At 69.9% G+C, this 23,705-nt stretch carries 22 protein-coding genes; 12 read left to right on the top strand and 10 right to left on the bottom strand.

The genetic code is table 11. The annotated features are described in order from the left end of the window. Positions 1-193: 193 nt before the first annotated feature. A complete protein-coding gene (locus ADK36_RS03020; protein ID WP_048586929.1) occupies positions 194-1,126 on the bottom strand; it encodes a Ppx/GppA phosphatase family protein in 933 nt (310 codons plus the stop codon). Positions 1,127-1,209: 83 nt separating this feature from the next. On the opposite strand from ADK36_RS03020, the gene ADK36_RS03015 reads away from it, so the two are divergent. After that, positions 1,210-2,076 carry a hypothetical protein gene (locus ADK36_RS03015; protein WP_053196268.1) on the top strand — a complete coding sequence of 289 codons (867 nt, stop codon included), beginning with the start codon at positions 1,210-1,212 and terminating at the stop codon, positions 2,074-2,076. A gap of 20 nt (positions 2,077-2,096) precedes the next feature. On the opposite strand, the gene ADK36_RS03010 is transcribed toward ADK36_RS03015, so the two are convergent. After that, positions 2,097-3,899, bottom strand: a complete 1,803-nt coding sequence (locus ADK36_RS03010) for a BACON domain-containing protein (RefSeq protein ID WP_053196266.1) — start codon at positions 3,897-3,899, stop codon at positions 2,097-2,099. A 205-nt stretch (positions 3,900-4,104) separates the two neighbouring features. Between ADK36_RS03010 and radA the strand changes: the two genes are divergently transcribed. Both radA and disA read left to right on the top strand, forming a co-directional pair. Beyond that, on the top strand, positions 4,105-5,514 hold the full coding sequence (gene radA, locus ADK36_RS03005) for a DNA repair protein RadA (RefSeq protein ID WP_053196265.1): 1,410 nt from the start codon (positions 4,105-4,107) through the stop codon (positions 5,512-5,514). Positions 5,515-5,595: 81 nt separating this feature from the next. Beyond that, positions 5,596-6,720: a DNA integrity scanning diadenylate cyclase DisA gene (gene disA / locus ADK36_RS03000; protein ID WP_030049848.1), complete on the top strand. Its 1,125-nt coding sequence runs from the start codon at positions 5,596-5,598 to the stop codon at positions 6,718-6,720. Positions 6,721-6,994: 274 nt separating this feature from the next. Here the strand turns inward: disA and ADK36_RS02995 are convergent, their stop codons facing one another. Then, complete coding sequence (locus ADK36_RS02995) at positions 6,995-7,837, bottom strand: hypothetical protein (protein ID WP_078916749.1); 843 nt, start codon at positions 7,835-7,837, stop codon at positions 6,995-6,997. A gap of 181 nt (positions 7,838-8,018) precedes the next feature. Between ADK36_RS02995 and ADK36_RS50895 the strand changes: the two genes are divergently transcribed. From ADK36_RS50895 to cseC, 6 genes are all read left to right on the top strand, one after another. Continuing rightward, a complete protein-coding gene (locus ADK36_RS50895; protein ID WP_267887387.1) occupies positions 8,019-8,141 on the top strand; it encodes a hypothetical protein in 123 nt (40 codons plus the stop codon). A gap of 278 nt (positions 8,142-8,419) precedes the next feature. Continuing rightward, positions 8,420-9,355, top strand: coding sequence for an A/G-specific adenine glycosylase (locus ADK36_RS02990; protein ID WP_048586924.1), 936 nt, complete (start codon positions 8,420-8,422; stop codon positions 9,353-9,355). Positions 9,356-9,657: 302 nt separating this feature from the next. Then, on the top strand, positions 9,658-10,197 hold the full coding sequence (locus ADK36_RS02985; protein WP_003999062.1) for a SigE family RNA polymerase sigma factor: 540 nt from the start codon (positions 9,658-9,660) through the stop codon (positions 10,195-10,197). Next, positions 10,185-10,952 (top strand): hypothetical protein, encoded by a 768-nt coding sequence (locus tag ADK36_RS02980; protein ID WP_425315448.1) that lies wholly within the window; start codon positions 10,185-10,187, stop codon positions 10,950-10,952. The genes ADK36_RS02985 and ADK36_RS02980 overlap by 13 nt, the downstream gene beginning before the upstream one ends. Positions 10,953-11,075: 123 nt before the next feature. After that, a complete protein-coding gene (gene cseB / locus ADK36_RS02975; RefSeq protein ID WP_048586923.1) occupies positions 11,076-11,783 on the top strand; it encodes a two-component system response regulator CseB in 708 nt (235 codons plus the stop codon). Positions 11,784-11,794: 11 nt separating this feature from the next. Next, positions 11,795-13,300: a two-component system sensor histidine kinase CseC gene (gene cseC / locus ADK36_RS02970; RefSeq protein WP_107086817.1), complete on the top strand. Its 1,506-nt coding sequence runs from the start codon at positions 11,795-11,797 to the stop codon at positions 13,298-13,300. 347 nt (positions 13,301-13,647) lie between these two features. Here the strand turns inward: cseC and ADK36_RS02965 are convergent, their stop codons facing one another. Beyond that, positions 13,648-15,243 carry an MDR family MFS transporter gene (locus ADK36_RS02965; RefSeq protein ID WP_048586921.1) on the bottom strand — a complete coding sequence of 532 codons (1,596 nt, stop codon included), beginning with the start codon at positions 15,241-15,243 and terminating at the stop codon, positions 13,648-13,650. Positions 15,244-15,381: 138 nt separating this feature from the next. On the opposite strand from ADK36_RS02965, the gene ADK36_RS02960 reads away from it, so the two are divergent. Then, positions 15,382-15,969, top strand: a complete 588-nt coding sequence (locus tag ADK36_RS02960; protein WP_048586920.1) for a TetR/AcrR family transcriptional regulator — start codon at positions 15,382-15,384, stop codon at positions 15,967-15,969. 13 nt (positions 15,970-15,982) lie between these two features. On the opposite strand, the gene ADK36_RS02955 is transcribed toward ADK36_RS02960, so the two are convergent. Then, on the bottom strand, positions 15,983-16,603 hold the full coding sequence (locus ADK36_RS02955; RefSeq protein WP_048586919.1) for a M23 family metallopeptidase: 621 nt from the start codon (positions 16,601-16,603) through the stop codon (positions 15,983-15,985). A gap of 606 nt (positions 16,604-17,209) precedes the next feature. On the opposite strand from ADK36_RS02955, the gene ADK36_RS02950 reads away from it, so the two are divergent. Beyond that, the gene (locus ADK36_RS02950; RefSeq protein WP_048586918.1) at positions 17,210-17,848 is read left to right on the top strand and encodes an HAD family acid phosphatase; all 639 of its coding nucleotides are present in this window, start codon (positions 17,210-17,212) and stop codon (positions 17,846-17,848) included. Between the two features lie 60 nt (positions 17,849-17,908). Here ADK36_RS02950 and ADK36_RS02945 read toward each other — a convergent pair whose 3' ends face one another. After that, positions 17,909-20,437: an ATP-dependent Clp protease ATP-binding subunit gene (locus tag ADK36_RS02945; protein WP_048586917.1), complete on the bottom strand. Its 2,529-nt coding sequence runs from the start codon at positions 20,435-20,437 to the stop codon at positions 17,909-17,911. A 430-nt stretch (positions 20,438-20,867) separates the two neighbouring features. On the opposite strand from ADK36_RS02945, the gene ADK36_RS02940 reads away from it, so the two are divergent. Beyond that, positions 20,868-21,575 (top strand): SCO3374 family protein, encoded by a 708-nt coding sequence (locus ADK36_RS02940; RefSeq protein ID WP_048586916.1) that lies wholly within the window; start codon positions 20,868-20,870, stop codon positions 21,573-21,575. 1 nt (position 21,576) lies between these two features. Here the strand turns inward: ADK36_RS02940 and ADK36_RS02935 are convergent, their stop codons facing one another. The 4 genes from ADK36_RS02935 to ADK36_RS02920 form a co-directional block, all read right to left on the bottom strand. Further along, positions 21,577-21,912, bottom strand: a complete 336-nt coding sequence (locus ADK36_RS02935; RefSeq protein ID WP_048586915.1) for a histone-like nucleoid-structuring protein Lsr2 — start codon at positions 21,910-21,912, stop codon at positions 21,577-21,579. A gap of 241 nt (positions 21,913-22,153) precedes the next feature. Then, entirely contained in the window at positions 22,154-22,717 is a 564-nt protein-coding gene (locus ADK36_RS02930) for an amino-acid N-acetyltransferase (RefSeq protein ID WP_048586914.1), read from the bottom strand. A gap of 9 nt (positions 22,718-22,726) precedes the next feature. Then, complete coding sequence (locus ADK36_RS02925) at positions 22,727-23,218, bottom strand: BlaI/MecI/CopY family transcriptional regulator (protein WP_048586913.1); 492 nt, start codon at positions 23,216-23,218, stop codon at positions 22,727-22,729. A 186-nt stretch (positions 23,219-23,404) separates the two neighbouring features. Further along, positions 23,405-23,584, bottom strand: coding sequence for a hypothetical protein (locus tag ADK36_RS02920; protein WP_048586912.1), 180 nt, complete (start codon positions 23,582-23,584; stop codon positions 23,405-23,407). Between the last annotated feature and the right edge of the window lie 121 nt (positions 23,585-23,705).

Here is a 23,705-nt window from a genome sequence, read left to right as displayed (position 1 = left end):
GGGAACGGGCACACCCCCCCCGGGACGAGCCCCCCCCCGCGGCCCCGAGGACGGACCCCCCCCGACGCGGCCCCAACCCACCCACCGACCGAACCGCGCTACGCGCACCCCCACCACACCGCAACAGGCCGCCGCAGGCATAGACGCGCACCCCCACCACACCGCAACAGTCCGCCGCAGGCCCCCCTCAGCCTCAGCCCACCGACAAGTGATCCAACTTCCGCAAGATCACGCCCTCGCGCAACGCCCAAGGACAGATCTCCAGCGTCTCCACCCCGAACAGATCCATCGCGCCCTCGGCCACCAACGCCCCCGCGAGCAGCTGCCCCGCCCGGCCCTCCGAGACGCCGGGGAGTTCCGAGCGTTGTGCCGCCGTCATCCCCGCCAGTCGCGGGACCCACGCCTCCAGGGACTCCCGCTTCAGCTCGCGCTGGGCGTACACGCCCTCCGCGGAGCGGGCGGCGCCGGCGATACGGGCAAGCTGCTTGAACGTCTTGGACGTGGCGACCACATGATCGGGCGCCCCGAACCGGCTGAATTCCCCGACCGTACGCGCGATCTGCGCCCGGACATGCCGCCGCAGCCCCCGTATGTCCTCCGGCTCCGGCGGATCCCCCGGCAGCCACCCCGCCGTGAGCCGCCCCGCCCCCAGCGGCAGCGACACCGCCGCGTCCGGCTCCTCGTCCATGCCGTACGCGATCTCCAGGGACCCGCCCCCGATGTCCAGCACGAGCAGCTTCCCGGCCGACCATCCGAACCACCGCCGCGCCGCGAGGAAGGTGAGCCGAGCCTCCTCCGCGCCGGTGAGCACCTGGAGCTCAACCCCGGTTTCGTCCTTCACGCGCGCGAGCACGTCGTCGGCGTTGGTCGCCTCCCGCACCGCGGACGTCGCGAACGGCAGCACTTCCTCGACACCCTTGTCCTCGGCCGCCTGCAGCGCCTCGTGGATGACGCCGATCAGCTTGTCGACCCCCTGGGGACCGATGGCTCCGCTGTCATCGAGGAGCTGGGCAAGGCGCAGCTCCGCCTTGTGCGAGTGCGCGGGCAACGGGCGCGCGCCCGGGTGCGCGTCCACCACCAGCAGATGCACCGTGTTAGATCCCACGTCGAGGACACCGAGTCTCATGTACGGAACGCTACTGCCACCGCCCGATCCTCCGACCCCCAAGGTCCTCGAAGCCGCTGGTACGGACGCCGTACCCTGGACCCGTGCCAAAGACGAAAAAGGCGAAGACCGACAAGACGGCCAAATCAGCCAAGGGTTCTTCGCAGGCGAAGGCAGCCACGAAGTCGAAGAAGCCCAAGAATGAACCCCAGGAAGCGGACGAGAAGGGGCTCGACTTCGCGCGCGCGTGGGTGGAGTTCCCGGATCCGGCGGACGACGAGCAGATCTTCCGGTGCGATCTGACATGGCTGACCTCCCGTTGGAACTGCATCTTCGGCAGCGGCTGCCAGGGCATCCAGGCGGGCCGCGCGGACGACGGCTGCTGCACGCTGGGCGCGCACTTCTCGGACGAGGACGACGAGAAGCGGGTCGCCGAACATGTGGCGAGGCTCACGCCGGAGATCTGGCAGCACCACGACGAGGGCACGGAGCACGGCTGGATCTCGGAGGACGAGGACGGCGACCGCCAGACCCGGCCCTTCAACGGCTCGTGCATCTTCCAGAACCGCCCCGGTTTCCCGGGCGGCGCGGGCTGCTCGCTGCACATCCTCGCCCTGAAGGAGGGCCGCGAGCCGCTGGAGACCAAGCCCGACGTCTGCTGGCAGCTGCCGGTCCGACGGACGTACGACTGGATCGACCGGCCCGACGACACCCGCGTGCTCCAGGTGTCGATCGGTGAGTACGACCGCCGCGGCTGGGGCCCGGGCGGCCACGACCTGCACTGGTGGTGCACGTCGGCGACCTCGGCGCACGGCGCGGGCGACCCGGTGTACGTGTCCTACCGGCCGGAGCTGACGGAGCTGATGGGGAAGGCGGGATACGACCGCCTGGTCGAGCTGTGCGAGCAGCGGCTGGCCTCGCAGCTGCCGATGGTGGCACCGCATCCGGCGGATCCCGACCCCGTCGACTAGCGACCGGCCGGAACCCGCGCCTACGGCCCCGACGGGCTCTGCTCGGCGCTTCCGCTCGGCGGCGGCGTCGAGCCCCCCGGATCGGACGGGCCGCTGGGGCCGGACGGCGACGGATCGCCGGCGGTGGGCGACGGATCGGGGTCGGGAGACGAGGGCGGCGGCTCGCTGGGCGTCCCGGGGTCGGTCGGAGCCGGGGGCGTCGGCGTCGGATCGGGCCCGTGGGATGAGGGCGGCGGATCGCCCGGCGTCCCGGGATGGGTCGGATCGGTGGGGTGCGGGTCGCTGGGATACGGGTCCGGGCCGTGTCCCGGGTCGGAGGGGCTCGGGGCGGTGCCGTAGCCCGCGATGGAGACGAGGGCACCGGCGGGTGAGATCGCCACGCGCGCGCTCCAGAACCCGGACGGCTCCCGCAGATGGTCGACGTACACCTTGATCGTCAACGACTCGCCGGCCGCCAGCGTTCCCGACGACTGGCTCAGATAGAGCCAGTGCGCACCGGTGCTCGCGGACCAGCGCACCGGCGCACGCCCCGTAGCCGTGAGGGTGACGAGCGTGGTGTCACCGTCGTTGCCGGCCGACACCTCCAACTGCCCGGCACCCGCCCCTTGCGCGCCGCCGACGCTGATGACCTCCACGGAGACGTCCGTTGTGCCGCGATCGCCGAAACGGTCACCCCGTCTGGCGCTCGCGTTTCCGGCGTTCTCGTAGTCGTCGCCCGCGGCCTCGCCGCCGAGGACGCCGGGGTCGTGCGCCTCGCTCGCGCTGGCCGAGTGGCCGTCGGCGCCCTCGCCGGTCGGGGTGCCCCGGTAGGCGGCCCACAGGGCGAGGACCGGGGCGGCGACGACGGTGGCCACGACGGTCGTCGTGACGGCACGCGCGCGTAGCCGGTCCCTGCGGGCGGCACGATCCTTCGGGTCCATCGGAAACCCGCGCCGGTCGAAGCGCGGCACGGCGGCTCCTCGCGCGCGTGGGTGGTGTGCGAGGGCCATGTGCAGGGCCGCGCGGGGCGCCTCCAGGACGGGAAGTTCGGCAGGGGTGACGGCCGCGCCGGGCCAGCGGCCGGGGACCGCCCGCTCGGCGGTACGACGGCAGCGCGGGCAGTCGTCGACATGCCGGACGAGCTCGCGGCGCAGGGCGGTGCCGAGCACGACCTGGTTGTCGCCGGTGAGCCGGGCGACGCTCGGACAGGCGCCGGTCTCCACGACGGCGAGGGCCGCGCGCGTGCGCTCGACCTCGCAGGCGGCGGAGGCGAGCAGATCCCGGGCGGCGGCCAGGTCCAGGCCGAGGACGGCGGCGACCTCATGGGCGGCGAGGTGGTGGCGTACGGCGAGTTCGAGGGCCTCGCGCTGCTCCGGGGTGGTGCCGGCGGCCTCCGGCCAGGCCAGCAGGGCGAGTTCGCGGCGCCGCTCCTCCTGGACCTCCTCGGAGACGGCCGGTCCGGCGGACTGCGCCCCCGGCTGCCGATGGCTGCCGTGGCGGCCCGCCGCATGGCTGCCCTGACGTTTCTGCTTGGCCTCGGCCAGCTTGCGCAGACACGCCCAGCGGGCCAGCGCGTACAGCCAGGGCCGCCGGTCCGCGGGGGTCTCCGGGACGCGCTGTCCGCGTCGCTCGGCGAGCGCGAGGACGTCACCGAGGGCGGCGGTCGCGGCGTCGTGGTCGCACAGCACGGACAGGCAGTAGGTGAACAGCCCGTCCAGATACGGCTCGTAGCGCGCGGGGGGCCGCTGCGCCAACGTGCGCGCCGCCGCACGATCACGCGCCTCCCGATGCGCCCGATGCGCGCCGGCGGTGCGGGTCGAGGTCTCCGGACTGCTGCTCATCATTGGTGGACCGTAGGCGGCCCGCGGTGGCGCCTTCTTCCCGCTTGAGCAGTTTTAATCCGTACGGGTGAAACGATCCCTCAATGGGGTACAGGAACGCGGAATTCCATGACTTGAGCATGACGAGGTGAACCCCTGCGGCGGTCCGACGAGGCGCCGCGTACGCGACCGTACGGCGTTGTCAGTGGGCTCGGTTACGGTTCTTCGCATGGCTGCCCGTACCAAGACCACGAAGGACCGCCCGTCCTACCGCTGCACGGAGTGCGGCTGGCAGACGGCCAAGTGGCTCGGCCGTTGCCCCGAGTGCCAGGCGTGGGGGACGGTCGAGGAGTACGGCGCGCCCGCGGTCCGTACGACGACGCCGGGGCGGGTGACGAACTCCGCGCTGCCCATCGGCCAGGTCGACGGGCGGCAGGCCACCGCGCGGCCCACCGGCGTACCCGAGCTGGACCGTGTCCTCGGCGGCGGACTGGTACCCGGTGCCGTCGCCCTCCTCGCGGGCGAGCCCGGCGTCGGCAAGTCCACGCTGCTGCTGGACGTGGCGGCCAAGTCGGCGAGCGACGAGCACCGCACGCTGTACGTCACCGGTGAGGAGTCGGCGAGCCAGGTGCGGCTGCGCGCCGACCGCATCGGCGCCATCGACGACCACCTGTATCTCGCGGCCGAGACCGATCTGGCCGCCGTGCTGGGCCACTTGGACGCGGTGAAGCCGTCGCTGCTCATCCTCGACTCCGTGCAGACCGTGGCCTCCCCGGAGATCGACGGTGCGCCCGGCGGCATGGCCCAGGTCCGCGAGGTGGCCGGAGCGCTGATCCGGGCGTCCAAGGAACGCGGCATGTCCACGCTCCTCGTGGGACACGTCACCAAGGACGGCGCCATCGCCGGACCCCGCCTCCTGGAGCACCTCGTGGACGTGGTGCTCAGCTTCGAGGGCGACCGGCACGCGCGTCTGCGGCTCGTGCGGGGCGTCAAGAACCGCTACGGCGCGACGGACGAGGTCGGCTGCTTCGAACTGCACGACGAGGGCATCACGGGCCTTACCGACCCAAGCGGACTTTTCCTGACCCGTCGTGACGAACCGGTCCCCGGCACCTGCCTGACGGTCACCCTGGAGGGCCGCCGCCCGCTGGTGGCCGAAGTCCAGGCACTCACCGTCGACTCACAGATCCCCTCACCCCGGCGTACGACGTCCGGCCTGGAGACCTCACGCGTCTCGATGATGCTGGCCGTGCTCGAACAGCGCGGCCGGATCAGCGCGCTCGGCAAGCGGGACATCTACTCCGCGACGGTCGGCGGAGTGAAGCTCTCCGAGCCCGCGGCGGACCTCGCCGTCGCCCTCGCGCTGGCCTCCGCGGCCAGTGACACACCTCTCCCCAAGAACCTCGTCGCGATCGGCGAGGTGGGCCTCGCGGGCGAGGTCAGACGGGTCACGGGCGTGCAGCGCAGGCTGGCCGAAGCCCACCGGCTGGGCTTCACCCACGCCCTTGTCCCGGGCGACCCGGGCAAGATCCCCGCGGGCATGAAGGTGCTGGAAGTGGCCGACATAGGGGACGCGCTCCGGGTCCTTCCGCGGTCGCGTCGGCGAGAGGCCCCACGGGACGAGGGCGACCGCCGGTAGACTTTGCCCTGGTCCCGCCCGTCCGTACGAACCGAGTGTGCGAAACGGGAGCGCCCCAGAACCTGCGACCGGAGGAGTGCAGTGGCAGCCAACGACCGGGCAGCAGCTCCCGGAAAGTCCGGTGGGAGCTCCGGTGCCGATGGCCTGATGCGCGCCTCACTGAGCGCCGTGGCACCCGGCACGGCCCTGCGCGACGGCTTGGAGCGGATCCTCCGCGGCAACACCGGCGGACTCATCGTGCTCGGCTCCGACAAGACCGTCGAGGTGATGTGCACGGGCGGATTCGTCCTGGATGTCGAGTTCACGGCGACCCGGCTGAGGGAGCTGTGCAAGCTCGACGGCGGCATCGTGCTGTCGTCCGACCTCTCCAAGATCCTTCGTGCCGGCGTCCAGCTGGTCCCCGACCCGACGATCCCCACGGAGGAGACGGGCACCCGGCACCGTACGGCGGACCGGGTCAGCAAGCAGGTCGGCTTCCCCGTGGTGTCCGTCTCGCAGTCGATGCGGCTCATCGCGCTCTACGTCGACGGTCAGCGCCGCGTCCTGGAGGACTCGGCGGCGATCCTCTCCCGCGCCAACCAGGCCCTGGCGACCCTGGAGCGCTACAAGCTCCGCCTCGACGAGGTCGCGGGAACGTTGTCAGCGCTGGAGATCGAGGACCTGGTGACGGTCCGCGACGTCTCGGCGGTGGCCCAGCGGCTGGAGATGGTGCGCCGTATCGCGACCGAGATCGCCGAGTACGTGGTGGAGCTGGGCACGGACGGCCGCCTCCTGGCACTCCAGCTGGACGAGTTGATCGCGGGCGTGGAGCCCGAGCGCGAGCTCGTGGTGCGCGACTACGTCCCCGAGCCGACGGCCAAGCGCTCCCGCACGGTCGACGAGGCACTGTACGAGCTGGACGCCCTCACCCACGCCGAGCTCCTGGAACTCTCCACGGTGGCACGGGCATTGGGCTACACCGGCTCCCCGGAGGCGCTGGACTCGGCGGTCTCCCCGCGCGGTTTCCGCCTCCTGGCCAAGGTCCCGAGGCTGCCGGGCGCGATCATCGACCGTCTGGTGGAGCACTTCGGCGGCCTGCAGAAGCTGCTCGCCGCCAGCGTGGACGACCTCCAGACGGTGGACGGCGTCGGCGAGGCCCGGGCGCGCAGCGTGCGCGAGGGGCTGTCGCGGCTGGCGGAGAGCTCGATCCTGGAGCGGTACGTCTAAGCGCTCCGCGGGAAGTGCCGCGATATGCCGTCGCTCGGTCGCGGCGCCATCGTGGCTGGTCGCGCCCACGCGGCAGAGCCGCAAAAGTCACAGCCACGCGCCCCCTGGGGGCGCGTGGCCGAACCGTCGCCGACCTTGTCATGGCCGCTGAGCAGGCCGGAAGAGGCGCAGGGCCGTCGTCGACAGACGGCCACCGCCCGCGCGGACGCCGCGACCAGCGGCGCGGGCACCGCAGACGACCGGCGGCCCGTCAAGACGCCACCCGGCAGAACGCTCAGTCGTTCTCCAGCACGAACGACGTCTGCGCCGTCCCGAACCCGGGCGCCTTCGCCTCCACGAGATACGTCCCCGCCTCGGCGGTCCCCGCGGGCGGCGTCGCGCACTGCGCGGCGCTCGCCTTGCGGTCCCACTTCACGGTGTACGTGATGCTCGCGCCGGCGGGCACCCGGAACGGAAGGCTGCCGGAGACCTTGGGGCAGTCGGCGGAGGACCAGAAGTCGTCCTCGGATCCCGCCTGAGTGATCGTCACCACCGTGTTCTTCGGGCCGAGATCGACCTTGCAGTCGTAGCTGGAGGAGTTCGTCGCGGTCAGCAGCAGGGCGGGCGTCTCGCCGGGCTCGTACGCGTTGTGGAGGCTCTTCACCGTCACCTTCACCGCGCCCGCGACACAGTCGGGCAGCGCGGAGCCCGGAGCGACGGTGTCATCCACACCGACCCCCCTGCCGGAACCGCCGCCCGCGGAGCCGCTGCCCGAGCCGTCCGACCCGCCGGAGCCCCCGGCATCGTCCCCGGAACCGCTGCCGTCGCCGGCCCCGGAGTCCGACCCGGAGCCGTCTGCGGACCCCGACCCGCCGGAATCCCCGCCGGGCGACTCGTCGCGCCCGCCCGGCGCCTGACTGATCGCCGGCCCCGAACCCGTCGGGCCCGGCGTGATCGTCGAGGGCGCGGGATTCTTGCCGTCGGACCCGCCCGCGTTGTTCTTGCCGCCTCCACCGCCCGAGGTGAGCACCCAGGTGATCAGCAGCGCCAACAGGGCGACCACAGACAGCAGTACGGCCCTCCGTCGCCAGTAGATGGTGGAGGGAAGCGGCCCGATCGGATTGCGCAGAGATCCCACGGCGCAAACTGTACGAGAGATCGGTGCGTCAGCTTGCCCCACCCGCCGCCCTGCACCGCAACTTTTCCGGATCATCATCCCGGAAACCGCCCCACGCCGGCCGCGCCACCCGTGTTGTTCCGTCAAGGGCAACGCCCGACGATCGCAGGAGGTGACGACAACGGCCTGCCACCTACGGTCCGTGACCACGGACTTCGAGGCCGCCGAGCTCTCCCGCGACACCCCAACGTGGGTACAACACACCGCCGGGATATGGACGCGGGTCCGACTGCTCCTGCTCGGCGCACTGTTCGTCACCACCTGACGGCGAGCCAGGCGCGACACCACCCGAGCCTTCGCGATCGCGGCCCTTGCACCTCTGGCCCACGGTTATGCGTGCGCCTACGGTGAGCTGTCCGACTCGGTTGTCACACAGGAACGTCCGCGCCGAGGGCTGCCGGGTGCGACCACCTCGCCGGTCGCCGTCCGGGCGCTGGTCGCGGTGGCGGCCGTACGACCGACCACGCACCCAGCAGCCACAAAACGCCCCGCCCCCGCCGCCTACCCACCCGGCCGCCACCGGCATGGCAGGATCGGAAGGCCATGACTGCGCCCACAAAGCCCTCACCGAACAGTCCCGCCGACGGCCCCTCCGGCTCCCCTCTCGGAGGGGACCTGCACAGCCCCGTGATCGACTGGTTCGACGAAAACGCCCGCGATCTCCCCTGGCGGCGCCCCGAGGCGGGCCCCTGGGGCGTGATGGTCAGCGAGTTCATGCTCCAGCAGACGCCCGTGAACCGCGTCCTGCCCGTCTACGAGCAGTGGCTCGCCCGCTGGCCCCGCCCCGCCGACCTGGCCAAGGAGGCCCCCGGGGAGGCCGTCCGCGCCTGGGGCCGGCTCGGCTACCCGCGCCGCGCGCTGCGGCTGCACGGCGCCGCCGTCGCCATAGCGGAACGGCACGGCGGGGACGTACCGACCGACCACGCCCAGCTTCTCGCGCTGCCCGGCATCGGCGAGTACACGGCCGCCGCCGTGGCGTCCTTCGCCTACGGTCAGCGGCACCCCGTCCTGGACACCAACGTCCGCCGGGTCCTCGCCCGTGCCGTCACCGGCGTGCAGTACCCGCCGAACGCCACCACCGCCGCCGAACGCAAGCTCGCCCGCGCCATGCTCCCCGACGAAGAGCGCACCGCCGCCCGCTGGGCCGCGGCCTCCATGGAACTCGGCGCGCTGGTGTGCACCGCGAAGAACGAGTCGTGTCACCGCTGCCCGATCGCCGCCCAGTGCGCGTGGCAGCTGGCCGGCAAGCCGGAGCACGACGGGCCGCCGCGGCGCGGTCAGACGTACGCCGGAACCGACCGGCAGGTGCGCGGCAAGCTGCTCGCCGTACTCCGCGACGCCCATGTGCCCGTCCCGCAGGCGGCCCTGGACCGGGTGTGGCACGAGCCGGTGCAGCGGGCCCGCGCCCTGGACGGCCTGGTCGCGGACGGTCTGGTGGAGCCGCTGCCGGGCGGGATGTACCGGCTGCCGCTGAGCTGACGCTCAGACACATCACAGCCGTAGAGCCTCTGCAACACTCGACTCACAGCCGCCACAGAGTTACAACACGGACAAATCCCACCATAGCCACCTCAACTCCTCTGTCGTTTAGTCCGTTTCCTTCTTCCGTTACACAACCGACGGACAGCCGAGCGCTGGCCGCAGGCTGCTTCGGACAGCCCCGTGACAACGCCTCCGTAGCTTCATTTCCGTACCCGACAGACGGGGACGACTACGAACCACAGGCAATGGCACCGACGGCGAACAGCCGGTCGGGAACGGGGAATCGGGAGGCGGTCAACATGGCGCAGGGAGAGGTGCTCGAGTTCGAGGAGTACGTTCGCACCCGGCAGGACGCGCTGCTGCGCAGCGCCCGCCGACTGGTCCCGGACCCGGTGGACGCCCAGGACCTGCTGCAGACGGCGCTGGTGCGGACGTACCACCGCTGGGACGGCATAGCGGACAAGCGACTCGCCGACGCCTACCTGCGCCGCGTGATGATCAACACTCGGACCGAGTGGTGGCGGGCGCGGAAGCTGGAGGAGGTGCCGACCGAGCAGCTCCCGGACGCCTCCGTCGACGACTCCACCGAGCAGCACGCGGACCGTGCCCTGCTGATGGACATCATGAAGGTTCTGGCGCCGAAGCAGCGCAGCGTCGTGGTGCTGCGACACTGGGAGCAGATGTCCACGGAGGAGACGGCCGCCGCCCTCGGCATGTCGGCCGGAACGGTCAAGAGCACGCTGCACCGGGCGCTCGCCCGGCTCCGCGAGGAGCTGGAGAGCCGCGATCTGGACGCACGCGCGCTGGAGCGTGAGGAGCGGGAGCGTTGCGCGGCCTAGGCAGGACGACGGGCGGCACCGGGCACACGGACAGGGGTGACAGGGGCGCGGACACGGACACGGACGGGGGCTCCGAGTCCGCCGACACCGGCTCCGTCCCACCGGGGCCCGCGCAGGTCCGGGGAAGCCTCCAGGCGGCGTTCACGGCGGTGGCCGTGGTCGTCGCCCTCGCCCTTTTCGTCTCCGGGTGCGCCACCGGCGGCACCGGCGCCCGCGACGAGGGGCCGGCCCACGCCGACTCGGTGAGCGGCGCGGAGGTCTCGTCGTCGTTCACTCCCTCGCCCGCCGCCTCGGCCTCGAAGGTCCCGGACCGGACGGAGGCCGTCCGCCTGGTCAAGGCGGACCCCGCGGTCTCGGCGGAGGTCAAGCGCGAGCTGAAGCCGTGCGTGTCGGACGAGTATCCCGTCGACGTGTCGTACGGCGATCTGACCGGCGGAACGGTGGACGACATCGTGGTCAACGTCCTGTCCTGCGGCGACGCGGTCGGCGTCGCCTCGTATGTGTACCGGGAACAGGGTGGCACGTACCACAATGTGTTCAAGACCGAGGAGCCGCCGGTCTACGCGGAGATCGACCGCGGCTACCTGGTGGTGACAAAGCAGGTCTACGCCAAGGATGATGCGCTGTCGAACCCGTCCCGCGAGAACGTGCTCTCGTACCAGTGGGTCTCCGGCGGCTTCGTCCAGCGGTACGACACGCACACCGACTACGGCAACCTCGGCGACGGTGACGAGTCGGCGGCCCCCGACGGCTGAGGGCCGGCCGCGGGCGGCAGTGAACGCAGCGCCCGATCCGCGCGTCCCTCAAGTGGACATGCCCGACACACCCTCTGGCACCAGACGCACACCCAGCAGAACACGAGGACTGAGAGCACCGGGATGGCAGACCAGACCCACGTCCTGTTCGTCGAGGACGACGACGTCATCCGCGAGGCCACCCAGCTCGCCCTGGAGCGGGACGGCTTCGCGGTCACCGCCATGCCCGACGGGGTGTCGGGCCTGGAGGCGTTCCGGACGAACCGGCCGGACATCGCGTTGCTCGACGTCATGGTCCCGGGCATGGACGGCGTCAGCCTGTGCCGCCGTATCCGCGACGAGTCGACGGTGCCGGTGATCATGCTGTCGGCGCGCGCGGACTCGATCGACGTGGTGCTGGGTCTGGAGGCGGGCGCGGACGACTATGTGACCAAGCCGTTCGACGGTGCCGTGCTGGTCGCGCGGATCCGTGCGGTGCTGCGCCGGTTCGGGCACGCGAGCGGCGGCGAGCGCGGCGTGGACGACGCCGATTCGGCTGCCGCCGGCGGGGTGCTGGCCTTCGGGGAACTGGAGGTCGACACCGAGGGCATGGAGGTGCGCAAGGCCGGGCAGCCGGTCGCGCTCACGCCGACCGAGATGCGGCTGCTGCTGGAGTTCTCCTCGGCGCCGGGCACGGTGCTGTCGCGGGACAAGCTGCTGGAGCGGGTGTGGGACTACGGCTGGGGCGGGGACACCCGCGTCGTCGACGTCCATGTGCAGCGGCTGCGGCAGAAGATCGGCCAGGACCGCATCGAGACGGTCCGCGGCTTCGGCTACAAGTTGAAGGCCTGAGCGGGGCGGGCATGCGGGGGATGTTCAGACGCCCGGCAGCGTCCGGTGTGGCGCCCGTGGCGGGCCGAGGATCAGGCATCCGTACGGGACCGGGTACGGACGGCGGTACGGGCGGTGGCATGGGTGACCGTACGGGCGTGGGCCCGGGCAGAAGGGGGCGCACGGGCATGCGCGTGCGCCGGCGCTTGGGCAGCCGCGTGGGCAGCGTGGGCAGTCGCGTGGCCATCCGCACGGGCCTGCGCTGGAAGCTGAGCGCGGCGATCGCGCTGGTCGGCGCGCTCGTGGCGATCGTGCTGAGCCTGGTGGTGCACAACGCGGCGCGGGTCTCGATGCTGGACAACGCGCGCGACCTCGCCGACGAGCGGATCCAGATCGCCCAGCGCAGCTACGAGCAGTCCAAGCGGCTGAACTTCCCGAACGCCACGATCGATGACCCGGAGCTGCCGGCGGCGCTGCGGGAGAAGGTCGAGGAGGGCCGGCGGGCCACCTATGTGACCGACACGGCGAACGGCACGCCCGACATATGGGCGGCTGTGCCGCTCAACAACGGGCGCGTCATGTCCCTGCACACCGGGTTCACCGACCGCAGCGAGGACATCCTCGCCGACCTCGACCAAGCCCTGCTCATCGGCTCCATCGCGGTGGTCTTCGGCGGCAGCGCGCTCGGCGTGCTCGTCGGCGGGCAGCTGTCGCGTCGGCTGCGCAAGGCGGCGGCCGCCGCGCACCAGGTCGCGAGCGGGGAGCCGGACGTCCGGGTGCGGGACGCCATCGGGGGTGTCGTACGGGACGAGACCGACGATCTGGCGAGCGCGGTGGACGCCATGGCGGACGCGCTGCAGCAGCGGCTGGAGGCGGAGCGGCGGGTGACGGCGGACATCGCGCACGAACTGCGCACGCCGGTGACGGGTCTGCTGACGGCGGCGGAACTCCTGCCCCCCGGCCGGCCCACCGAACTGGTCCTGGACCGGGCCAAGGCCATGCGCACGCTCGTCGAGGACGTCCTGGAGGTGGCCCGTCTGGACAGCGCCTCGGAGCGGGCCGAGTTGCAGGACATCATGCTGGGCGAGTTCGTCAGCCGGCGGGTCGCGGTGAAGGATCCCGCCATCGAGGTGCGGGTCGTCCACGAGTCGGAGGTCACCACCGACCCGCGGCGCCTGGAGCGGGTGCTGTTCAACCTGCTGGCGAACGCGGCGCGGCACGGCAGGCCGCCGATCGAGGTCACGGTCGAGGGCCGGGTCATCCGGGTCCGCGACCACGGCCCCGGCTTCCCCGAGGACCTGCTCGCGGCCGGACCCAGCCGCTTCCGCACGGGCAGCAGCGACCGCTCGGGCCGCGGCCACGGCCTCGGCCTGACGATCGCGGCAGGTCAGGCCCGGGTCCTGGGCGCCCGTCTGACCTTCCGCAACGTCCGCCCGGCCGGCGCTCCGGACCACGTCCCGTCGGAAGGCGCGGTAGCCGTCCTCTGGCTGCCGGAGCACGCACCGACGAACACGGGGAGCTACCCGATGCTGCCGTAGCGGCGCCGGGGGAAAAGGCCGCGGTGGGCGAGGGCTGGGGCCAGGCTCCTCACTCCGCTCGGTCAGCGAGTACATCTTTCAGCGCGTCCGGCGTTTGAGAACGAGTACAACCGTCCCCAGCCCCCACCCACCCGCGGGGGCGATCTTTCAGCCCGTCCGGCGTTTGAGGACGAGGCCGAAGGCCGATAGCGGGGGTCCAGGGGGCGGCAGCCCCCTGGCGGGGTCGAAGGGGCGGAGCCCCTTCAAGGATGGGACGGGTAGGGGCGGCGGGGGCGACACAAAAGGGCGAAGCCCCCGGGCAGAACACCCGAGGGCCCACAAGCCCGGCACGGCACCGCACCGCCCGCTCAGACGGCCTCCACCACGGCAACCTGGGCCGAAGAACCGTCCGCAGCCCCGGCATCCTCCTTGGGCCCCGCCCCCCTGAGCGGCACCTCCTTGACGAACACCGCCGCGACCAACGCCACCACGGCGACCACGGCCCCCAGCAGAAACGCCGAGTGCGTCCCCGCCGACACCGCGTGCTGATACGCCTCCCGCACAGCCACCGGCAACTGCGCCAGACTCGCCGCGTCCAGCTGCGCCGACTGCTCGGTCACCTTCGCCCCCAGCTGCCCGCCCCGCTCGGCCATCACGTCCTGCACCCGGCTGTTGAACAGCGCGCCCATGATCGCCACGCCGAACGAGGACCCGAGCGTACGGAAGAGCGTGGTGGACGAGGAGGCGACCCCCATGTCCTTCATCTCGACGCTGTTCTGCGCGACCAGCATGGTGATCTGCATCAGACAGCCCATACCGAACCCGACCACGGCCATGTACACCCCGGACGTGAGCCGGCTGGTGTCGGTGTCCATCAGCGACAGCAGATACAGCCCGAGGACCATCAGCACGCTGCCGACCAACGGGAACACCTTGTACCGCCCGGTGTTCGTGGTCACCCGCCCCGCGACCATCGACGTGACCAGCATCGCGCCGAGCATCGGCAGCAACAGCAGCCCGGAGTTCGTGGCGGAAGCGCCCTGCACCGACTGCTGGTACAGCGGCAGGAACAGCGTCGCCCCGAACATCACGAACCCGGTGATGAACCCGATCACGGACATCAGCGTGAAGTTCCGGCTACGGAATATGTGCAGCGGCACCACCGGCTCCGCCGCCTTGGTCTGCCAGAACACGAACCCGACGAGCGCCGCGACCCCGATCCCGATGAGCTCCATGATCATCGCGGACGTCCACGCGTACTCGGTACCGCCCCATGTGGTGACCAGCACGATCGCGGTGATGCCCACCGTCAGCAGCGCCGCGCCCAGATAGTCGATCCGCGCCTGCGCCCGCTTCTTCGGCAGATGCAGGACGACACTGATCGCGGCGAGCGCCACGACACCGAGCGGCAGGTTGATGTAGAACGCCCAGCGCCAGCCCCAGTGGTCGGTGATGGTGCCTCCGACGAGCGGCCCGCCGATCATCGCCAGCGCCATCACGCCGGCCATCATGCCCTGGTACTTGCCCCGCTCCCGCGGCGGAATCAGATCACCGATGATCGCCATGACGCCGACCATCAGACCGCCGGCGCCCAGTCCCTGCACGGCCCGGAACGCGATCAGCTGTCCCATGTCCTGGGCCATACCGCTCAGCGCGGACCCGATCAGGAACAGCACGATGGACACCATGAAGACGCCCTTGCGCCCGTACATGTCACCGAGCTTGCCCCACAGCGGAGTGGAGGCCGCGGTCGCCAGGGTGTAGGCCGTCACGACCCACGACAGATGTTCGAGCCCGCCCAGCTCACCCACGATCGTCGGCATCGCGGTGCCCACGATCATGTTGTCGAGCATCGCGAGCATCATCGTGATCATCAGAGCCAGCAGGACGACCCGTACGCTCTTCGGCTGCTTCCCGTCGGCCGGCTCCGCCGCCCCCGGCCCGACTGTCTTCCCGTCCGCCATGGTTCCCACTCCCCCGGCCACTCCCCGGCCACTCGCTTCCACTTACTTGCCGCCCGGCTAGTTGTCTACACTCGGGAAGGTAGGCGCGTAACTAGCCGGGCGTCAAGTAAGTTTTGTGGAAAGCCGAGGAGTACGAGGATGGGCGGCACCATGGACGGCACCAAGCAGCGGCGCCGCGGGAACACCCGCCAGCGCATCCAGGACGTGGCCCTCGAACTCTTCGCCGAGCAGGGCTACGAGAAGACCTCCCTGCGCGAGATCGCCGAGCGCCTGGAGGTCACGAAGGCGGCCTTGTACTACCACTTCAAGACCAAGGAAGAGATCATCGTCAGCCTCTTCGAGGACCTGACGAAACCGATCGAGGACCTGATCGACTGGGGTAAGCGGCAGCCGCACTCACTTGAGACGAAGCAGGAGATCGTACGCCGCTACAGCCAGGCCCTGCTCGACGCGGAACCGCTGTTCCGCTTCATGCAGGAGAACCAGGCGACGGTCCGCGAGCTGAGCATCGGTGAGATGTTCAAGAACCGCATGCTCGGCATGCGGGACATCGTCATCGATCCGGACGCCGACCTCGTCGACCAGGTCCGCTGCATCAGCGCCCTGTTCACGATGCATGCCGGGATGTTCGTGATGAAGGACGTCGAAGGCGACCCCGAGGAAAAGCGCAAGGCCATCCTCGAAGTCGCCACTGACCTGATCACCCAGGCGCACAAGGGCGCCTGAACGGCTCGGCGTCTCAGATCTTCAGGCCCTTGGCACGAAGGAAGGACACCGGGTCGACCGCGGAACCGTAGTTGGCGGTCCTGCGGATCTCGAAGTGCAGGTGCGGCCCACTGGAGTTACCGGTATTGCCGGACTTGGCTATGTTCTGACCGGTCTTGACGACCTGGCCGGCCTTCACGTCGATGCGCGACAGGTGGGCGTACTGGGAGTACGTCCCGTTGCCGTGCTTGATGACGATGGCGTTGCCGTACGCGGGACCGTCACCGGCGCCGTTGCCGCCGGCCTTGACGACGGTGCCGCCGTGCGCGGCCACGACCTGGGTGCCGCTGGGGACGGCGAAGTCCTGCCCGCTGTGGGTGGACTGCCACATGCCGCCGGCCTGCGCGAAGCTGGCGGACTTCGTGTACTTCTTCACCGGGCTGACCCAGGAGGCGGCGGCCTTGGCGGCAGCCTTCTTCACGGCGGCGCTCTGCGCCTGGACGGCGGTGGAGGTGCCGGGGCCGGAGCTCATCTCGGCGGCGACCGCGCCTCCGGCGCCCAGCACGACCGAGGCCCCCAGGCCGGCGGCCAGCACAGCGGCACGGGTGCGGAAGGTGGACGTACGGGACGGGCGGAAGGAGAAGCGCGGGGACATGCGAAACCTCATGGGGAAGACGACAGGGAAAACCACCCGACGCTCAGGCATTCGCCGGATGGCCATCCCTTGGTAACCCGGGCCCCGCCGCTGGCCAAAACCCTCCATCTACGACGGACGCTAGTACTCCCCCATAAAAATCACCGCATCTTGACAGAGCAGCCATTCCGGACGAACCAGCACGGATACCGAAACCTACGGATGATTTCGGCGAGGAACGTCCCTTTTGTCCATCAGCCCGTTTCCACTATTCCCACTAGTAACGGACAAATCGCCTGTGCGGCATGTCACCGCTGAGCGCAATCGCGAGACCTCGGAATGTGACGGGCGCTACGCCGCTACTCCGCCTCCGACGCCGCCGACGGGGAGATCCCAGAGGCGCCGCAGGGACACCTCGGGGACACCACAGGGGCGTCCGCAAGAGCCTCGCACTGGACGCCTACGCACCCTCGCCCGCCGCACCGTCCTGAATCCGTACTGCCCCATGTGACGTACATCTCTGGCCACTTACCGCCCAGTAACCCTATCTTTCCCCTCACGCCATCCCCACCCACGAACATGCACGCGACAACAACACAGCGCACGTGACGTGAGAGGACCCCCCACATGACGCTTCGCCGCCCCTGGGCGCGCCGCATCGCGGTCAGTACCGTCTCCGCGACCGCCCTCATGGCACTCGTGGTCCCCGCCCAAGCCGCGACCACGGCCACCGCGACGAGCACCTCCACCGCCACCACGGCCGCCGCCGAGGACGTCGACTACGACACCTGGCAGAAGGACTGCCAGGCGGTGATGGACCAGGCGCTGCCCTATCTGAAGCAGCGGATCGCGAACACCAAGCCGGGTGAGAAGCAGGCGATCGTCTTCGACATCGACAACACCACCCTGGAGACAGACTTCGGCTTCAGCTACCCGCAGCCGGCCAACGGGCCGGTCCTGGAGGCCGCCGAGTACGCCCAGCAGCACGGCGTCTCCCTGTTCTTCGTGACCGCCCGCCCGGGCATCATCGCCTCGGTGACCGACTACAACCTCAAGCACGTCGGCTACCAGGTCTCCGGCCTCTACGTCCGCAGCTTCGGCGACCTCTTCAAGGATGTCGCCCAGTACAAGACGGCCCAGCGCGTCGCCATCGAGAACAAGGGCTACACGATCATCGCGAACATCGGCAACAGCGCCACCGACCTGTCGGGCGGCCACGCCGAGAAGACGTTCAAGCTGCCGGACTACGACGGCCAGTTGTCGTAGGACGGCGGCATGCCGAAGGGGCCGGTGCTCGAAAGCACCGGCCCCTTCAGTGGTTGACGCTTACGCGTCCTTGCTCAGGTTCGGGCCGCTCGAAGGACCGGCCGCCTGCTCGATCGGCGGGACGTCCGGCAGCGCCGACTTCTCCTCACCCCGGAAGGTGAAGGTCTTGGCCTCGCCCTCGCCCTCGGTGTCCACGACCACGATGTGACCGGGACGCAGCTCGCCGAAGAGGATCTTCTCCGACAGCGAGTCCTCGATCTCGCGCTGGATGGTCCGGCGCAGCGGTCGGGCGCCCAGCACGGGGTCGTAACCCTTCTTGGACAGCAGCTCCTTGGCGGACTGGGAGAGCTCGATGCCCATGTCCCGGTCCTTCAGGCGCTCGTCCACCTTGCCGATCATCAGGTCGACGATCCGCAGGATGTCGCCCTGGGTCAGCTGCGGGAAGACGACCACGTCGTCGACGCGGTTGAGGAACTCGGGGCGGAAGTGCTGCTTGAGCTCGTCCGACACCTTGTTCTTCATGCGCTCGTAGTTGGTCTTCGTGTCACCCGAGGCCGCGAAGCCCAGGTTGAAGCCCTTGGAGATGTCCCGGGTGCCGAGGTTGGTCGTCATGATGATGACCGTGTTCTTGAAGTCCACGACCCGGCCCTGGGAGTCGGTCAGGCGACCGTCCTCCAGGATCTGCAGCAGCGAGTTGAAGATGTCCGGGTGGGCCTTCTCGACCTCGTCGAAGAGGACGACGGAGAACGGCTTGCGGCGGACCTTCTCGGTCAGCTGGCCGCCCTCTTCGTAGCCCACGTAGCCGGGGGGCGAACCGAAGAGACGCGACACCGTGTGCTTCTCGCTGAACTCCGACATGTCGAGGGAGATCAGCGCGTCCTCGTCACCGAAGAGGAACTCGGCGAGCGCCTTGGACAGCTCGGTCTTACCGACACCGGACGGACCGGCGAAGATGAACGAACCACCCGGACGCTTCGGGTCCTTCAGACCGGCGCGCGTACGGCGGATCGCCTTCGACAGCGCCTTGACGGCGTCGTTCTGGCCGATGACCCGCTTGTGGAGCTCGTCCTCCATGCGGAGCAGTCGGCTGGACTCCTCCTCGGTCAGCTTGAAGACCGGGATGCCGGTGGCGGTCGCGAGGACCTCGGCGATCAGCTCGCCGTCGACCTCGGCGACGACGTCCATGTCGCCGGCCTTCCACTCCTTCTCCCGCTTGGCCTTCGCGGCGAGGAGCTGCTTCTCCTTGTCGCGCAGGGAGGCGGCCTTCTCGAAGTCCTGCGAGTCGATCGCGGACTCCTTGTCCCGGCGGACACCGGCGATCTTCTCGTCGAACTCGCGCAGGTCCGGCGGCGCGGTCATCCGGCGGATGCGCATCCTCGATCCGGCCTCGTCGATCAGGTCGATCGCCTTGTCCGGCAGGAAGCGGTCCGAGATGTACCGGTCGGCCAGGGTGGCGGCCTGGACCAGCGCCTCGTCGGTGATGGAGACCCGGTGGTGGGCCTCGTACCGGTCACGCAGACCCTTGAGGATCTCGATCGTGTGCGGCAGGGACGGCTCGGCGACCTGGATGGGCTGGAAGCGGCGCTCGAGGGCCGCGTCCTTCTCCAGGTGCTTGCGGTACTCGTCCAGCGTGGTCGCACCGATGGTCTGCAGCTCACCGCGGGCCAGCATCGGCTTCAGGATGGAAGCCGCGTCGATGGCGCCCTCGGCGGCACCCGCACCGACCAGCGTGTGCAGCTCGTCGATGAACAGGATGATGTCGCCGCGGGTGCGGATCTCCTTGAGCACCTTCTTCAGGCGCTCCTCGAAGTCACCGCGGTAGCGGGAGCCGGCGACCAGCGCGCCGAGGTCAAGCGTGTAGAGGTGCTTGTCCTTCAGCGTCTCGGGCACCTCGCCCTTGACGATGGCCTGGGCGAGACCCTCGACGACGGCGGTCTTGCCGACGCCGGGCTCACCGATCAGGACCGGGTTGTTCTTGGTACGGCGGGACAGCACCTGCATGACCCGCTCGATCTCCTTCTCGCGCCCGATGACCGGGTCGAGCTTGGACTCACGAGCGGCCTGGGTGAGGTTCCGGCCGAACTGGTCGAGGACCAGGGACGTCGAGGGGGTGCCCTCGGCAGGCCCGCCGGCGGTGGCGGTCTCCTTGCCCTGGTAACCGGAGAGCAGCTGGATGACCTGCTGCCGCACCCGGTTGAGATCTGCGCCCAGCTTGACCAGGACCTGGGCGGCGACGCCCTCGCCCTCGCGGATCAGGCCGAGCAGGATGTGCTCCGTGCCGATGTAGTTGTGGCCCAGCTGAAGGGCCTCGCGGAGCGACAGCTCCAGGACCTTCTTGGCACGGGGGGTGAAGGGGATGTGCCCGGACGGGGCCTGCTGCCCCTGCCCGATGATCTCCTCCACCTGCTGGCGGACCGCCTCGAGCGAAATCCCGAGGCTCTCAAGGGCCTTGGCGGCGACACCCTCACCCTCGTGGATCAGGCCCAGGAGGATGTGCTCGGTGCCGATGTAGTTGTGGTTGAGCATCCGGGCTTCTTCCTGAGCCAGGACGACAACCCGCCGCGCGCGGTCGGTGAACCTCTCGAACATCGTTAATCGCTCCTCAGAGCGGTCAGGCAGTGGGGGGAACTTCCCCTCCCTGTCCTTCCGCAGCTTAGTCCCGCAAGCGGGGACCGCTCATTCCAACTGCCGACACCGTCGATGGCCTCCTGACCCCGAACGCCGACATCTGCTCCAACCCGATGGTGCGAGACGATGTTCCCGCAGGCCAGGTGGTTACCCTCACCATCAGTACGCCGATGGCGAACGTGAGACCCACTGTCCTGCGTGTCGCCCCCTCCCACTAGGGATGTCTTACCCGCTGGGACTGACACTCCATGCCGCGCCCCCCGGTTCCCTCCGCTACGGGCGAACAACCTTGCGCCACCCCACACCCCCGAGCGCCCCCTTTTTCGACACTCTGAGCAGCCAAGGGAACACCCAGCGTAACCAGTACGCCTTTTCGGTGGTTTCACTTGGCATGGCTGGCACACGCCCCGCGTTCGTCACGGACTCCGCCACGATCCCCTTCCCCCGTCGGCCGCTCGATCCGAGCGATCAGGTCCGCCGGTGGTACGAGAACGAACTGGGCTGGCCGGCGGTGCCCGGGACACCCGGATCCCCGCTGTGGCTGCGTGTCGGTCCGCGCTTCGACGTCCTGGACGTCCCGGCCGAGGCGGGCCGCGCGGCCCTGCGCCATCTGACGCCGGTCTCGCCGGTGGCCGTCCAGGGCGACCGGATGCGGCTGCTCGTGGCCGCGGGCAGCGCGGAGGAGGTGCCGGGGGTGCTGGACTGGCTGGAGTGGGGCGCACTGCCCCTGGACCTGACGGCGCTCGGCGAGGGCGACCTCATGGAGGCTCCCCTGCCACCCGGTCCGGGGTCGGTCACGGCCGTACGGCGCCCTGTCGATCCGATGCCGAGGGGGGCCGTACGGCGTCCTGGCCCGCAGGGGCCCCGCGGAATGCGGCCGCTCCCCCTGGACCGCTCCGCTTCAGTACAGGGGGCCGCCGTGTGGCTGCGACCCCCCGAGCCCGGGGGCGAGGTCGAGGCCTCGCTGCCGACGCTGTCGGCTTTGGGGGGCGGTGGGGGCGCCCCCGATCTCGTGCGGGTTCTGGACACGGTGGCAACGCACTGCCACCGACTGTGGCTGCGACGCGTGTGCGCCCAGTCGTCGGCTGCCTGTCCGTAGATCAGGCGTTGGCCTTCTCGTATGCCTCGCGAATGCTCGCCGGGACGCGGCCGCGGTCGTTGACCTCGTAACCGTTCTCCTTGGCCCACGCGCGGATCTGCGCGGTGTCCTGGCTGCCACCGGAAGCGGCGCGTGCCTTTCCACGCCCACCCGAAGCGCGACCTCCGGTACGACGGCCACCCTTCACGTAAGGCTCGAGAAGGCCACGGAGCTTGTCCGCATTGCCAGTCGTGAGATCGATCTCGTACGTCTTGCCGTCCAGCGCGAACGTCACGGTCTCGTCCGCCTCGCCACCGTCGAGGTCGTCGACAAGAAGGACCTGAACCTTCTGTGCCACCGGATTTCCTTTCATCGATAACTTGAGGGTCGGGGGTCTGCGGCATCCGCCGTTTCGCCGCCCCCTGTTATATGCAGTACAGCAGTACGTCGGAAAGCAAACCGCTTTTGCCGGAAAAACACAAACCCTCGGGAGAGACCACTGGCCGACTGTGGTCCGGAAACGTGCGCGTTTCGGACATAGGGCACCTGGGCATGGACTGCCCGACGGAATACGCCGCCCGGAAGCCGATCCTCGGCGATCACAGATGCAGAAGCATCCGGCTGTTGCCCAAGGTGTTCGGTTTCACCCGTTCGAGACCGAGGAACTCCGCCACACCCTCGTCATAGGAACGCAGCAGCTCCGCGTAGACATCGGTGTCCACCGGTGTCTCACCGATCTCGACGAAGCCGTGCTTGCCGAAGAAGTCCACTTCGAAGGTCAGACAGAAAACCTTGCGAACGCCGAGCCAGCGCGCGGTGTGCAGCAACTTCTCCAGCAACTGATGACCGACACCGACACCCTTCAGGCCGGGCTTCACCGCGAGAGTGCGGACTTCCGCCAGGTCTTCCCACATCACGTGCAGGGCACCGCAGCCGACGAGCTCGCCGTTGTCGTCCCGTTCCGCGACCCAGAACTCCTGGATGTCCTCGTAAAGCGTCACTGTCGCTTTGTCGAGCAGGATGCGACGCCGGACGTACTCGTCAAGGAGACGACGCACCGCCGGGACATCGCCGGTACGGGCCCGCCGGACGGTGATGGCTTTAGCGGTGACTTCCGGGCTCTCCGCCGCGGGGCTCTCGGCCGAGTGACTCTCTGCTGACATGTGCGGACGCTATCGCCCGCCGGGCTCCTGCGCCGAGCCGGGGTTCTCACGGGCGGTATCAGGGCGGGTATCCGGTCCGGTATCGGCGCTGGTATGAGGGGCTGTATCGGCGTCGGTATCGGTATCGGTGCTCGTAACGCGGCGCGTATCGGGCGGTTCCGTGGGTTCGGGTGTTTCCGGGCCCTGGACGATGCGTACGGCGTCCCGCAGGGCGTGGCGCTGTTCGTCGCTCATCATGCCGAAGAAGGCGACGAGCGCGGCGGCGGGGTTGTCACTCTGGGACCAGGCGTCGTTCATCAGGGCGGCGGCGTAGGCGGCTCGTGTGGAGACCGCCTCATATCGATAGGCCCGGCCTTCCGCTTCGCGGCGTACCCAACCCTTCTGATGGAGATTGTCCAAAACGGTCATCACCGTGGTGTACGCGATGGACCGTTCCTGCTGAAGATCTTCCAGGACTTCTCGAACGGTCACCGGGCGGTTCCACTTCCACACCCGCGTCATGACCGCGTCTTCGAGTTCTCCCAATGGGCGAGGCACAACTCAGCACAATAGTGGGAGATCTGGTCGTTGGCGTGCCGGACGTGCACTTTCTCCAGAAAACGGGAAGAAAAAGGGCGTACGACTCGGAAAGCGTTGCGGCTTGGAGTCGTACGCCGGGTTCAGGCCGCCGGGCCTGGGCGTCCGGGGCTAGGCGTCCGGATTCGTGGAGGCCGGGCGAGCGGCCTCCACGCGCGCGAGGGCGGCGTCCACGGCCGCGTCCTCCTTGGCCTTGTTGGCTCCGCCCTGGGTCTTCACGATCACCCTGATCACACCGATGAAGAACACGGCCATGACGGCCGGGGGGAGGAGTGCGGAGACGTAGTCCATGCGTCCAGGGTAGCCAGGGGGCGGGGTGCGGTACCGCCCGGGTCTCAGCCTGCGGCCAGCTGCTGGGGCGGGTTCCCGGGTGGGGGTGTCGGTTTGCGCCGGGGGAAGACCTCGCCGGGGG

This window comes from Streptomyces viridochromogenes (assembly GCF_001270495.1).
Lineage (GTDB): Bacteria > Actinomycetota > Actinomycetes > Streptomycetales > Streptomycetaceae > Streptomyces > Streptomyces viridochromogenes_A.
This window is presented reverse-complemented; position numbering and strand designations above follow the sequence as displayed.